Origin of the sequence: Aquabacterium sp. (genome assembly GCF_036279675.1) — a bacterium.
GTDB lineage: Bacteria > Pseudomonadota > Gammaproteobacteria > Burkholderiales > Burkholderiaceae_C > Aquabacterium.
The window spans coordinates 1-13,072 of record NZ_DASUIS010000156.1 but is presented as its reverse complement, the minus strand read 5'-3'; the positions used below and the strand labels follow the sequence as shown (position 1 = coordinate 13,072).

Genomic DNA, 13,072 nt, shown 5'->3' with positions numbered 1-13,072 from the left:
TACTATCGCCATGCGCTCAGGAAAAGGCAATTCCCCTGCAGATTCAACCCGTTCTGCCTCCCTTGAAAGCGGGATTCAGGGCGGTGGCGTTGCACCTGGTGCAAGCCGCTATGACCGGCTGGACGCGCTGCGCGGCTTCGCCCTGATCTGGATGGCGTGCTTCCACTTCTGTTTCGACCTGAGCAACTACCGCCTGCTGGATGCCAACTTCTACAGCGACCCGCTGTGGACCAACCAGCGCACCTGCATCCTGTCGCTCTTCCTGTTGTGTGCGGGCGCAGGGCAGGCCGTGGCTACCACCCAAGGGCAGAGCTGGCCACGCTTCTGGCGCCGTTGGGCACAGATCGTGGGCTGCGCCGCGCTGGTGAGCCTGGGCAGCTGGTTCATGTTTCCCAACAGCTTCATCTACTTTGGGGTGTTGCATGGCATGGCCGCGATGCTGATCGTGGCCAGGTTGACGGCGCCGCTGCGTGCCTGGTTGTGGCCTTTGGGCTTGCTGGCCATCGCCTTGCCGCATCTGGTGGCCGATCCCTTCTTCGATACGCGCCTGACCAACTGGGTAGGCCTGGTCACCCACAAGCCCATCACGGAAGACTATGTGCCCATCCTGCCCTGGTTGGGCGTGATGTGGTGGGGCCTGGCTGGCACGCAATGGATCCTGGCTCGTCGGCCTTGGCTGTTGTCCTGGGTTGATGCTTCGCCCGCGGGAAAACCCCTTGATTCCGGCGACAATGGCGGCCTGGCGCCTCTCATGCGCAAGCTCAGGCAAGGCCTGGCCTTGCTGGGGCGCTGGAGCCTGACTTTCTACATGGTGCATCAACCCGTGCTGATCGGCGGCCTGCTGGCGTGGATGACGCTGACGGGTCGGCCTGTGCCCTGATGCGCCATGCCTTGCTCTCGACTTCCGACACGCCAATGACATCTGCCATGACCCAAGACGAACTCAAGACCCTGGTGGGCCGCGCTGCCCTGGATTACGTGCAAGCTGGCAGCATCGTGGGTGTGGGTACCGGCTCGACCGTGGACAAGTTCATCGACGCCTTGGGCGAAGCCTTGAAGGCCGATCCCGCACGGGTGGCGGGTGCCGTGTCCAGCTCGGTTCGCAGCACGCAACGCCTGGAAGCGCTGGGCATCAAGGTGCTGCCCTCCGAGTCGGTGACCGCGCTGGGTGTCTATATTGACGGCGCTGACGAAATCGACCATCAAGGCAACATGATCAAGGGTGGCGGTGCGGCCCTGACGCGTGAAAAGATCGTCGCCGATCTGGCCGAGAAGTTCGTCTGCATTGCCGATGAATCCAAGCTGGTGCAAACACTCGGCAAGTTCCCGCTGCCTGTGGAAGTGATCCCCATGGCCGCGGCCCAGGTGATCCGCGCGTTCGCCAAGCTGGGCGGTACGGGCAAGGTGCGTGAAGGTGTGACCACCGACAACGGCAATGTGATCGTGGACGTGACCGGCCTGAGCATCACCGCACCTGCGCAGTTCGAGTCGGACATCAACCAGTTGCCCGGTGTGGTGACGGTGGGCGTGTTTGCGCGTAACAAAGCCTCGGTGTGCCTGTTGGGCACCTCGCAAGGCGTCAAGACGCTGAGCTTCTGAGCTTCTGAATTGCGCGTGATGCAGGCTGGCGCCCTCAGGCGCTGGCCTCGCTCAGCCGGCCTCGTTCAGATAGCGCCAGACACCTTCACCGGTTGCTCGGCCAGATGCCATGCTGGCTGTGAGCAGGTAGCCGCCCGTGGGGGCTTCCCAGTCCAGCATTTCGCCGCAGCAGAACACGCCTGGGCGAGCCTTGAGCATGCCATTGGCATCCAGTGACTCGAAGGTGACGCCACCGGCCGTGCTGATGGCCTCGTCAATGGGGCGCGCTCTGTACAAGGTCACAGGCAAAGCCTTGAGGCGTTCAGCCAGGATGGCCGGGTTGTTCAGTTCTTCCGGGCTCAGGAGTTCGTGCAACAAGGCCATCTTGATGCCTTGGATGCCCAGCCTGCTCTTGAGGTGGGTCGACAGGCTGCGCGGGCCTCTGGCACGTGTGGTCTCCGTCAGCACCTGCTGAGGCGAGTGCGATGGCAACAAATCCAGATGGATGGTGGCCTGGCCGGCGGCAGCGATCTGATCGCGGATGCGAGCCGAGAACGCGTAGATCAGACTACCTTCCACACCGGTGTCCGTCAGCACGAATTCACCCTGCTGGCGGATGAGCCCGTCCTGGGCATCATGAAACGCAATGACCACAGGTTTGATCGGCTGGCCGGCGAAACGCGTGCGCAGGTGATCGCTCCAGCCCTGAAGTTGCGGCCCGGTTGGCGCCACATCGAAACCGCAGTTGGACGGGCGCAGCGGGCTGATGGCTGCACCCACATCTGTCAGCCGCTCCACCCAGGCGCCATCCGAGCCGAGCCGGGCCCAACTGGCACCACCCAGCGCCAGCACGGTGGCCGTGGCGCCTTGCTGGACTTCGCCCTGGGGTGTGGCAAAGCGCAGGGTGCCGTCTTCAGCCCATCCCAGCCAGCGATGGCGCATGTGAAAGCGTACGCCCGCCTGCCTCAGGCGGTGAAGCCAGGCGCGAAGCAGCGGGGCGGCTTTCATGTCGGTGGGGAACACGCGGCCCGAGGTGCCCACGAAGGTGTCGATGCCCAACCCTTGTGCCCACGCGCGGAGCTGGTCCGGAGGGAAGCTCGCGATGATGGGTGCCAGATCGTTCTGCCGTTGGGCAAAACGCGTCATGAATGCGGGGAGTTCTTCGGAGTGCGTCAGGTTCAAGCCGCCACGGCCTGCCAGCAGGAACTTGCGCCCCACCGAGGGCATGGCGTCATACAGGTCGACACGGGCGCCTTTGCTGGCCAGCATCTCGGCGGCCATCAGGCCGGCCGGGCCGCCACCGATGATGGCAACGGACGAAGTCGATGGCGATGGCGATGGCGACGCGCTCGCGGGCGTCGCTTCTGGAATGGAGTGGGTCAAAGTCAGAACCGGAAGCCGGGGGGCGCAGAGCCAGCAGGTGCGTTGTTATTGGTGTCAGCGCCGGGAACGGTTTTGGTGGCCGGGGCCGATGCCGCTTTGGACGATGCCGGTGCGATGGGCGCCATGGGTGTGGCCTCAGGCTGACGGTAGTTCAGCGGCAATGCAGACTTGGCAGGGTAGCCCGCCGCATCGACATAGCTGGTCCATTCAGCCTGGTTGTAGCCCAGCAACTGCTTCTGGCCGATGCGGGCGGAAGGCAGCTGATCCGTGCCTTCCTGTTTAAGGTAGGCGCGTGCGTCGTCGGAGGTGCTGACCGTCTTTTCAACGAAGGGGACGCCGCGTTCCTTGAGCATCTGGCGCGCGGCGTCGCAAGCTGCGCACTTCGGGCCGGTGAACAGGCTCACGGGGTAGCGGGCGACCACGCGCTGCAACTCGTAAGGCAGGCCTTCGGTCGAAGCCGTAGCGCCATTGGCCTTGAGCGACTGCGCGGGCTTGTCGCTGGGCGCGCGGTCCGTGTAGGTGATGCGGCCATCAGGGCCGACCACCTTGTAGAGCGCCCAGGCCGGTGTGGCCATCTGGCAGGCCATCACGGCCAGCAGCAGGGAAAGTACAACGCGATGCATCTTGTTCCTGTCGAGTTGATCAGCTCATGCCCTGGTGCCGCAGCAGTGCGTCGATCTTCGGCTCGCGTCCACGGAAGGCCTTGAAGTTCTCCATGGCAGAGCGGCTGCCACCGGCTTCCAGGATGGATTCCAGGTAGCGGCGGCCCACTTCCGGATTGAGCACCCCAGTGGCCGGCGTGGCCGCTTCCTCGAAGGCGGCATAGGCATCTGCAGAGAGTACCTCAGCCCACTTGTAGCTGTAGTAGCCCGCGGCGTATCCACCTGCAAAGATGTGTGAAAAGCTGTGCTGGAAGCGGTTGAATGCAGGCGGGATGTTGACCGCTACCTCCCGGCGCACTTCGTCAATCACGCTTTGGACGTCGTTTTCGCGGCCCGGTTCGGCATGCAGGCGCATGTCGAACAGCGAGAACTCCACCTGGCGCAGGGTCTGCATGCCGCTCTGGAAGTTCTTGGCTGCGTTCATCTTGTCAAACAGCTCGCGGGGCAGATGGGCACCGGTATCCACATGGCTGGTGAGCTTCTGGACGACTTCCCACTCCCAGCAGAAGTTCTCCATGAACTGGCTGGGCAACTCCACGGCATCCCATTCCACACCACCGATGCCGGACACACCCAGGTCTTCGACCTTGGTCAGCATGTGGTGCAGGCCGTGGCCGAATTCGTGGAACAAGGTGGTGACGTCGTCGTGCGTGAGCAGGGCGGGCTTGTCGCCCACACCCTTGGCGAAGTTGCACACCAGGTGGGCCACAGGCGTCTGGGTGCTGCCGTTGTCGGGGCGCTTCCAGCGGCCGCGCACATCATCCATCCAGGCGCCTGGGCGCTTGCCGGTGCGGGCGTACGGGTCAAGGTAGAACTGGCCGATCAGCTTGCCGGCGCGTTCGATGCGGAAGAAGCGCACCGACTCATGCCACACAGGCGCCGAATCCGGCAGGATCTTCACGTCGAACAGCGACTCGATCAGGCCGAACAGGCCTTTGAGCACGGTGGGCTCGGTGAAGTACTGTTTGACCTCCTGGTCGCTGAAGGCATAGCGGGCTTCCTTGAGCTTTTCGCTCACGAAGGCCACGTCCCAGGCTTGCAGGTCGTCGATGCCGCATTCGGTTTTCGCGAACTCGCGCAGCTCGGCCATGTCTTTTTCGGCGAAGGGGTGGGCACGCTTGGCCAGATCACGCAGGAAGTCCATGACCTGCTGCGGGCTGTTGGCCATCTTGGGCACCAGCGACACGTCTGCAAAGGTCTTGTAGCCCAGCAGCACGGCCTCTTCCTGGCGCAGGGCCACGATTTCTTTCATCAGGCCGGTGTTGTCGCGCTCGGTGGGGCCGAATTCGGACGCACGCGTGCTGTAAGCACGGTACAAGGTTTCACGCAGGTGGCGATTGGTCGCGTACTGCATGACGGGCAGGTAGATCGGCATGTGCAAGGTCAGCTTGTGGCCTTCCTTGGCTTCGCCTTCTGCCATGGCGCGGGTCGCCTGAATGATGTCTTCGGGCACGCCAGCCAGCTCGTCTTCGCGCACATAGTGGGCGTAGGCGTCGGTGGCGTCCATCACGTGCTCGGAGAAGGCCTGCGAGCGTGCAGCCTGCAGTTCCTGGATCTCGGCAAAGCGCACCTTGGCTTCACCTTGCAGCTCGGCGCCGCCCAGCACGAAGGCACGCAGCGCGTTATCGAGCGCACGCTGGCGAGCGGGGCTCAGGCGCAACTCCGGGTCGGCCGTTTTTTGTGCGGCGTTCAAGGCCTTGTACTTGGCGTACAGGCGCTCATCGGCGCCCAGGCGCGTGTAGAACTCGGTGATGCGGGGCAGGTTGTCGTTGAAGGCGGCGCGCAACTCGGCCGTGTCGGCCACGGCGTTGAGGTGACCCACAGCGCCCCAGGCGCGGCCCAGGCGCTCGGTGCTCACGTCCAGCAGCAAGGACAGCGCGTCGTAGTCAGGCGGCACATCCGGGCCCACCACTTTGGCCAGCGCCGCTTCGGCTTCGGCCAGCAGGGTATCCAGTGCCGGGGTGACGTGCTCGGGCTTGATCTGATCAAACAGAGGCAGGCCGGTGATGTCAAGCAATGGGTTGGTGCTCATGGTGTCCTGATGTGGCGATGACGTACTGATGCGCAATGATGCTGCTTGAAACTCAGGCGCGGGCAGCGGCCTCGCGTTCTGCGGCTTCGATGGTGTTGACCAGCAACATGGTAATCGTCATCGGGCCGACACCGCCTGGTACAGGGGTAATCCAGCCGGCGACTTCCTTGACACCCGCGAAATCGACGTCACCGCACAACTTGCCTTCGTCGTCGCGGTTCATGCCCACGTCGATCACCACGGCGCCGGGCTTGACCATGTCGGCTGTCAGCACATTGCGCTTGCCCACGGCGGCCACCACCACGTCAGCCTGGCGGGTGTGGAAGGCCAGATCGGCCGTGCCGCTGTGGGTGACGGTGACGGTGGCGTTGGCGGCCAGCAGCATCATCGCCATGGGTTTGCCCACGATGTTGGAGCGACCGATCACCACGGCGTGCTTGCCGCGCAGGTCCTTCATGCCGATGGATTCCAGCATCTTCATGCAGCCATAAGGCGTGCAGGCCTTGAAGCCGGGCTCGCCCACCATCAAGGCACCGGCACTGGCCACGTGGAAGCCGTCCACGTCCTTGGCGGGCGAGATGGCCTCGATGACCTTGTGGTCGTCGATGTGCTTGGGCAGGGGCAATTGCACCAGGATGCCGTGGATGGACGGGTCGTTGTTCAGCGCTTCCACGCGGGCCAGCAGTTCGGCTTCGGTCATGCTGGCGTCGTATTTCTCCAGCACGGAGTTCAGGCCGCTGTCTTCACAGGCCTTGACCTTGTTGCGCACATAGACCTGGCTGGCAGGGTTGTCACCCACGAGGATCACGGCCAGACCGGGCTTGATGCCTTGGGCGGTCAGTTTGGCGGCGCGGGTGGCGACTTCGCCACGCAGTTGTTTGGACAGGGCGTTGCCGTCGATGAGTTGGGCTGGCATGAAATGCTCCGGGGGAAAGCGGTGGATTTCTGAAATCTAAATGAACAAGGCCGCCACAGGGGGTGAGGCGGCCTTGGGAGGTCCGTGTGTCAGCAGGGCCGCCGTGCAGCCCTCGGACAGATTACTTGGTGGGTGCGCCGCCGGCCGGGGCGTTGGCACCCAGCGCGATCTTGAGCAGGTCGGCCACGGTGTTGGCGTTGAGCTTTTCCATCACGTTGGCGCGGTGGGCTTCCACCGTCTTGATGCTGATGCCCAGGTCGTCGGCGATCTGCTTGTTCAGACGGCCGGCCACGATGCGCTCCAGCACCTGTGCTTCGCGTGTGGTCAGGCGGGACAGCAGCGCTTCGCGGCTGGCAGCTTCCTGGGATTGCGAGAAGGCGGTGCGGGCTTGATCCAGCATGCGCTCGACCAGGGCCACCAGGGCGTCTTCCTTGAAGGGCTTCTCGATGAAGTCCATCGCGCCCTTCTTCATGGTGTTCACGGCCATGGGCACGTCGCCGTGGCCGGTGATGAACACGATGGGCAGCGGGGACTTGCGCTCCAGGAGCTTGTCCTGCAGTTCCAGGCCGCTCATGCCATCCATGCGGATGTCAGCGATCAGGCAGGCTACTTCACGGGGGTCGAAGCGGGCGAGGAAGGACTCGGCAGAGTCGAAGCAACGGACGCGATAGTCCTTGCCTTCCAGCAGCCACTGCAACGAGTCGCGAACGGCCTCGTCGTCATCAACCACATACACAGTGCCTTTTTTGGGGATCAAGCTCATGGGTTATCGGCAAGTAAGTCGTTGGAAGGGGTGGTGACCGTATCTTCGAAATCCGTGCCACTACCACTGTCAATCGGCAGGGTGAATGTGAACCGACACCCTACCACCGTGTCCTCATTGTAGATGTTCTCGGCCTTGATGCGGCCATGATGTGACTCAATGATGGATCTGCATAGACTAAGGCCTATCCCTAAGCCTTCAGCCTTGGTGGAGTGGAAAGCCTCGAAAAGTCGGGCCAGGATCTCCTCTTTCATGCCAGGGCCGCCGTCGCTGACGGAGAACTCGACCACGGGGCCTTGCTCCTCGGTCTTTTTCTGCTGCACGCGCAGGTCGATGATGCGACGCGACTGTGGCATCTGTGACGAATCGATGGCTTCTGCTGCATTTTTGAGCAGGTTGAGCAGCACCTGTTCGATCAGGATCGGGTCCGCCATGAGGATGGGCAAGCGGTTGGCGATGGACGCATTGAGCGTCACGCGGCGGCGCTTCATCTCGAAAACGGCCAGTTCCAGCACGGCGTCGGTGATGTCGCGTACCTTGGAAGGTTGGCGTTGCGGCTCGCTGCGTTTCACGAACTGGCGGATGCGGTGGATGATCTGGCCGGCCCGTTGCGCCTGGCGCGAGGTCTTTTCCAGCGCACCGACAAGCTGTTCGGTGTCGATGCTGCCGGATTGCACGCGGCTGATCATGCCGCTGCAGTAGTTGGAGATGGCCGCCAGCGGCTGGTTCAGTTCATGTGCCACCGTGGAGGCCATTTCGCCCATCGTGATCAGGCGGCTGGTGAACTGTGATTTTTCGGCCTGACGGGCGGCGGCTTCTTCGGCCTGTTTGCGCGCCGTGATGTCGGTGGCAATCAGCATCTGCGCGAGGTGACCGTCCGTCCACTGCACATAGCGGGCGCGCACGTCGAACCATTTCTGGACGCTGTCCATGAAGACTTCGCGGGTGTCGCTGCCGGCGTTCGTCAAGGCCTGGGTGGGCAGGCCACCGAAATGGTCCACGGATTCATCGCCGTCGATGATCTCGTCGGGCATGATCTCGCCGCCCGTCAACTGGGTATGGGCATCCGGATTGGCGCCGAACCACAGTCGGTAGGAGCGGTTGGCAAACAGCAGTTCGCCGCGCTGCACCGACACCACGGACACGGCCGCATCCAGCCCTTCCAGCACGGTGGTGAAGCGCTCGTGGGCGGCGGTGAGCTGGTCGCGCACGCGCTTGGCTTCGGTGATGTTGGTGACCGAGGTCATCCAGCCGGTCTGGTCACCCTGGGCGTCGATCAGTGGTGAGACGTACATGCGGGCATCGAACTGGCTGCCGTCGCGCCGTTGCATCACCACCTCGATGCCGCCCATGGGGCTGCGGCCCAGCAGTTCCTGCTGGAACATGCGGTTGAACTCGTCCAGACGGTCCTTGGGCCAGTAGGGGTAGGGCGGCACGCAGCCGATCAGCTCTTCTTCCGAAAAGCCGGTCATGGCGCAAAAGGCCGGGTTCACGTAGGTGATGCGGCCTTCCAGGTCGATGGTGCGCATGCCGGTGAGCATGGAGTTTTCCATCGCCCGGCGGAAGTTGGTTTCCTGCACCAGGGTTTTCTGGATCTGGGAGCGCCGACGCATGTGGCGCAGGGTGCCCATCAGCGTCCAGACGGTCAGGGCCGACAGCGCCACCACCATCCAGAACAAGGTGTTGCCGATGAGGTTGGACGATGTCCTGAACCCCATGCCGCGCAGCATCAGGCCATTGCCGACCGGCGTGACGATGACGTCATAGATGAAGGTGGGCTTGACGGAGGTGCCGTTGTCGCCACCCACGGTGCTGGTGAGCATGTCGCCATCGGCCTGGATCAGCCCCATGGCATGTCGGCTGGCGACTTCACGCGGCACCAGATAGCGCAGCAGGGATTCCAGCGAGTATTCAGTCACCACCGTGCCGATGAAGCCACTGCGGTCCATCAGGGGCACGTGCACCTGGATGACCCGGCCACCGATCTGGTTGGCGTAAGGCTTGGAGTAGATGGGCTGGCCTCGGTCCCGCGCCAGCTTGAACGCACTTTGCGGCTCCTTGGCCATGTGCAGCGGGTCGTAGGTTTCGGTGCGGCCACCCAGCGGGTCCATGTCGATGGCCTGGCCGGGATCCAGGGGCAGGCTCAAGGTGGTGCGTGCCGCCTTGACGCTTTCGTCGGCCTGCACCCAGGAGACGCTGATCACTTCCGGGCGGGCGCGGACGAAATCACCCGCCTGCCGCATGAATTGTTCCGGCGTGACGGCCTTGATACTGATTTCGCGGCCCAGGCGAAGCAATTGCTCCTGGTTTTCAATCAGGCGCAGGCGAATCTGTTGCTGAACCACCTCAGTGTCGCGTTTCACCGACTCCTGCTCGCGCTCCAGTTCTTCATTGCGCAGATACCAGAACGCGGCAATGATCGCCGCCAGAAACAACAGCACGGAAACCAGCGGGCCCAGCGTGGCGTACCTGTCTTGCTGGGAGGGTGATTGCTTGCGCCACCAGCGCCAGAACAATCGGTTCGTCTGGCCGGGGGCTGCCATGGGCAATGTCGCCGGCGAGTTGGTGGATGAGGAAAATGGCATGACGGAATTATCGGTGTGGACTCCCACAATTTGAGTGCCCCGGTTCAGGCGTATATTTTCTGCACCATGCAATAAGCGCTGATGGCAGAGATCGCCAAAACGCTTTGGAGTGTCCAGGTTTGCAGCGTTTATCCACGTTCGCGAATCGTCGGCTTATGTCCATACTGTGAAATAAGCCTCATCAACAGGAGACAGAACCCATGTCTGCAATTGATCCAATTCCGTCCGCATCCATGGACATGGATCCCCAGGAAACCCGTGAATGGCTGGATGCCCTGAGTGGCGTCATCGAAACCGAGGGGCGCGCCCGTGCGCACGACCTGCTCGAAACACTGCTGGATCATGCCCGTCAGGCCGGCATCGACATGCCTTTTTCGGCCACGACGGCCTATGTGAACACCATCGCCCCGGAAGACGAAGCCCACTGCCCGGGCAATCTGGAGATGGAAGAGCGGCTGCGCGCCTACATGCGCTGGAACGCCATGGCCATGGTGGTGCGTGCCAACCGCCACAACCCGGCCGATGGCGGCGACCTGGGCGGCCACATTTCTTCCTTCGCCTCGCTGGCGACCATGCTGGGCTGCGGCTTCAACCACTTCTGGCATGCCGACACGCCCGATCACGGTGGTGACCTGCTCTATATACAAGGCCATTCGGCGCCCGGCATCTACGCCCGTGCCTTCCTGGAAGGTCGCATCACCGAGGAACAACTGGTCAACTTCCGCCAGGAGACCGGCGGCAAAGGCCTGCCCAGCTACCCGCATCCCAAGTTGATGCCAGAGTTCTGGCAGTTTCCCACGGTGTCGATGGGCTTGGGGCCGATCACGGCCATCTACCAGGCGCGCTTCCTGAAATACCTGCACGCTCGCGGTATTGCGGACACCTCCAAACGCAAGGTCTGGGTGTTCTGCGGGGACGGCGAGATGGACGAACCCGAATCGCTGGGTGCCATCGGCCTGGCCGCGCGCGAAAAGCTCGACAACCTGATCTTCGTCGTCAACTGCAATCTGCAGCGACTGGACGGCCCGGTGCGGGGCAACGGCAAGATCGTGCAGGAGCTCGAAGGCGAGTTCCGTGGCTCGGGCTGGAACGTGATCAAGCTGCTGTGGGGCTCGTACTGGGATCCGCTGCTGGCACGTGACAAGGACGGCACCCTGCGTCGCATCATGATGGAGATGGTCGACGGTGACTATCAGGCCTGCAAGGCCAATGATGGCGCTTTCGTGCGCAAGCATTTCTTCGGGCGTGATCCCAAGACCCTGGAGATGGTGGCCCGCCTGTCTGACGATGACATCTGGCGCCTCAACCGTGGCGGCCACGATCCACAGAAGGTGTATGCCGCCTATCACGCGGCCGTGAACCACACCGGCCAGCCCACCGTGCTGCTGATCAAGACTGTCAAGGGCTTTGGCATGGGCAAGAGCGGTGAAGGCAAGAACACCGCGCACCAGACCAAGAAGCTGACGGACGAGGACATCAAGGCCTTCCGCGATCGCTTCAACATCCCGGTGCCCGATGAGGACATCGCCAAGCTGCCATTCATCAAACCGGCCGACAACACGCCCGAGATGCAGTACCTGCATGCGCGCCGTGCGGCCCTGGGTGGCTACCTGCCTCAGCGCCGCCCCAAGGCAGAAGAAACACTGGCCGTGCCGGATCTCGGTGCATTTCAGACGGTGCTGGAGCCCACGGCCGAGGGGCGTGAAATCTCGACCACCCAGGCCTTCGTGCGCTGCCTGACCCCGCTGTTGCGCGACCCGGCGCTGGGCCCCCGCGTGGTGCCCATCCTGGTGGACGAGGCCCGCACCTTCGGCATGGAAGGCCTGTTCCGCCAGATTGGCATCTATGCGCCGGAAGGCCAGAAGTACACCCCGGTCGACCGCGATCAGGTGATGTACTACCGCGAAGACAAGTCCGGCCAGATCCTGCAGGAAGGCATCAACGAAGCAGGCGGCATGAGCTCGTGGATCGCGGCGGCCACGTCGTACTCGACGAACAACCGCGTGATGATCCCGTTCTATGTGTACTACTCGATGTTCGGCCTGCAGCGCATTGGCGATCTGGCCTGGGCGGCGGGTGACATGCAGGCGCGCGGCTTCCTGCTGGGCGGCACCTCAGGACGCACCACGCTGAACGGCGAAGGCCTGCAGCACGAAGACGGCCACAGCCAGTTGGTGGCGGGCACGATCCCGAACTGCCTGAGCTATGACCCGACCTTTGCACACGAAGTGGCCGTGATCATCCAGGATGGCCTCAAGCGCATGGTCGAGAAGCAGGAAAACGTCTTCTACTACCTGACCCTGCTCAACGAGAACTACGCCCAGCCCGGCCTGCGTGCCGGCACGGAAGAAGAGATCATCAAGGGCATGTACCTGCTGCAGGATGCAGACAAGGCGCACAAGCTGAGCGTGAATCTGCTGGGTGCCGGCTCCATCCTGCGTGAGTCCATGGCCGCCAAGGAACTGCTGGAGGCCGAGTGGGGCGTGGGCGCCAATGTGTGGAGCTGCCCGAGCTTCAACCAGCTGGCCCGCGAAGGCCAGGATGCAGAGCGCCACAACCTGCTGCACCCCACAGGTGAGCAGCGCGTGCCCTTTGTGACGGCCCAACTCGGTGGCCACGCGGGCCCTGTGGTCGCGTCGACCGACTATGTGAAGGCGCTGCCCGAGCAGATTCGTGCCTACATCCCCAAGGACCGCACCTACAAAGTGCTGGGCACTGACGGGTTCGGGCGCAGCGACTTCCGTTATCGCCTGCGTGAGCACTTCGAGATCAACCGCCACTACATCGTGGTGGCTGCACTGAAGGCGCTGGCTGAAGACGGTCAAGTGCCGCTGACCAAGGTCGCCGAGGCGATTGCCAAGTACGGCATCGACACCAACAAGATCAACCCGCTGTACGCCTGAGGCGGGGAAGGCAGATTCTCATGGCTGTGATTGAACTGACTGTGCCCGACATCGGCGATGTGAGCGATGCCGCGGTGATCGAATTGCTGGTCAAGCCCGGCGACACCATCAAGGCCGAGCAAAGCCTGATCACCATCGAGTCCGACAAGGCGTCGATGGAGGTGCCCTCGGCTGTGGGCGGCGTGCTCAAGGAATTGCGCGTTCGCCTGGGTGACAAGGTGAGCAAGGGCTCGCTGGTGGGCTTGCTGGA

Annotated in this window: 10 protein-coding genes; 4 read left to right on the top strand and 6 right to left on the bottom strand. The window is 63.1% G+C overall.

The window, feature by feature from the left end:
- Positions 1-10 precede the first annotated feature (10 nt).
- Together VFW93_RS18475 and rpiA are read left to right on the top strand one after the other, a co-directional pair.
- The gene (locus tag VFW93_RS18475; protein ID WP_329695418.1) at positions 11-880 is read left to right on the top strand and encodes a heparan-alpha-glucosaminide N-acetyltransferase; all 870 of its coding nucleotides are present in this window, start codon (positions 11-13) and stop codon (positions 878-880) included.
- A gap of 47 nt (positions 881-927) precedes the next feature.
- On the top strand, positions 928-1,599 hold the full coding sequence (gene rpiA / locus VFW93_RS18470) for a ribose-5-phosphate isomerase RpiA (protein WP_329695417.1): 672 nt from the start codon (positions 928-930) through the stop codon (positions 1,597-1,599).
- Positions 1,600-1,650: 51 nt separating this feature from the next.
- Here the strand turns inward: rpiA and VFW93_RS18465 are convergent, their stop codons facing one another.
- The 6 genes from VFW93_RS18465 to VFW93_RS18440 form a co-directional block, all read right to left on the bottom strand.
- On the bottom strand, positions 1,651-2,961 hold the full coding sequence (locus VFW93_RS18465; protein ID WP_414639728.1) for a TIGR03862 family flavoprotein: 1,311 nt from the start codon (positions 2,959-2,961) through the stop codon (positions 1,651-1,653).
- 2 nt (positions 2,962-2,963) lie between these two features.
- The gene (locus VFW93_RS18460) at positions 2,964-3,584 is read right to left on the bottom strand and encodes a glutaredoxin family protein (protein WP_329695416.1); all 621 of its coding nucleotides are present in this window, start codon (positions 3,582-3,584) and stop codon (positions 2,964-2,966) included.
- A gap of 19 nt (positions 3,585-3,603) precedes the next feature.
- Positions 3,604-5,655, bottom strand: a complete 2,052-nt coding sequence (locus VFW93_RS18455; protein WP_329695415.1) for a M3 family metallopeptidase — start codon at positions 5,653-5,655, stop codon at positions 3,604-3,606.
- Positions 5,656-5,707: 52 nt separating this feature from the next.
- The gene (folD, locus tag VFW93_RS18450) at positions 5,708-6,571 is read right to left on the bottom strand and encodes a bifunctional methylenetetrahydrofolate dehydrogenase/methenyltetrahydrofolate cyclohydrolase FolD (RefSeq protein WP_329695414.1); all 864 of its coding nucleotides are present in this window, start codon (positions 6,569-6,571) and stop codon (positions 5,708-5,710) included.
- A 121-nt stretch (positions 6,572-6,692) separates the two neighbouring features.
- Positions 6,693-7,334 (bottom strand): response regulator transcription factor, encoded by a 642-nt coding sequence (locus VFW93_RS18445; RefSeq protein WP_329695413.1) that lies wholly within the window; start codon positions 7,332-7,334, stop codon positions 6,693-6,695.
- Positions 7,331-9,919, bottom strand: coding sequence for a PAS domain S-box protein (locus VFW93_RS18440; RefSeq protein WP_329695412.1), 2,589 nt, complete (start codon positions 9,917-9,919; stop codon positions 7,331-7,333). Before VFW93_RS18440 ends, VFW93_RS18445 begins: the two co-directional genes overlap by 4 nt.
- A 200-nt stretch (positions 9,920-10,119) precedes the next feature.
- Here VFW93_RS18440 and aceE point away from each other — a divergent pair, with 200 nt between their 5' ends.
- Together aceE and VFW93_RS18430 are read left to right on the top strand one after the other, a co-directional pair.
- On the top strand, positions 10,120-12,822 hold the full coding sequence (gene aceE / locus VFW93_RS18435) for a pyruvate dehydrogenase (acetyl-transferring), homodimeric type (protein WP_329695411.1): 2,703 nt from the start codon (positions 10,120-10,122) through the stop codon (positions 12,820-12,822).
- 20 nt (positions 12,823-12,842) lie between these two features.
- Positions 12,843-13,072 (top strand): biotin/lipoyl-containing protein (locus tag VFW93_RS18430; protein WP_329695410.1); only part of this gene is annotated, 230 nt, incomplete at its 3' end.

Excerpts from the sequence above, each read along its gene's own strand:
- VFW93_RS18475 (WP_329695418.1), top strand. The coding sequence starts at position 11 with ATGCGCTCAGGAAAAGGCAATTCCCCTGCAGATTCAACCCGTTCTGCC.
- rpiA (WP_329695417.1), top strand. The coding sequence starts at position 928 with ATGACCCAAGACGAACTCAAGACCCTGGTGGGCCGCGCTGCCCTGGAT.
- VFW93_RS18460 (WP_329695416.1), bottom strand. The coding sequence starts at position 3,584 with ATGCATCGCGTTGTACTTTCCCTGCTGCTGGCCGTGATGGCCTGCCAG.
- VFW93_RS18455 (WP_329695415.1), bottom strand. The coding sequence starts at position 5,655 with ATGAGCACCAACCCATTGCTTGACATCACCGGCCTGCCTCTGTTTGAT.
- folD (WP_329695414.1), bottom strand. The coding sequence starts at position 6,571 with ATGCCAGCCCAACTCATCGACGGCAACGCCCTGTCCAAACAACTGCGT.
- VFW93_RS18445 (WP_329695413.1), bottom strand. The coding sequence starts at position 7,334 with ATGAGCTTGATCCCCAAAAAAGGCACTGTGTATGTGGTTGATGACGAC.
- VFW93_RS18440 (WP_329695412.1), bottom strand. The coding sequence starts at position 9,919 with ATGCCATTTTCCTCATCCACCAACTCGCCGGCGACATTGCCCATGGCA.
- aceE (WP_329695411.1), top strand. The coding sequence starts at position 10,120 with ATGTCTGCAATTGATCCAATTCCGTCCGCATCCATGGACATGGATCCC.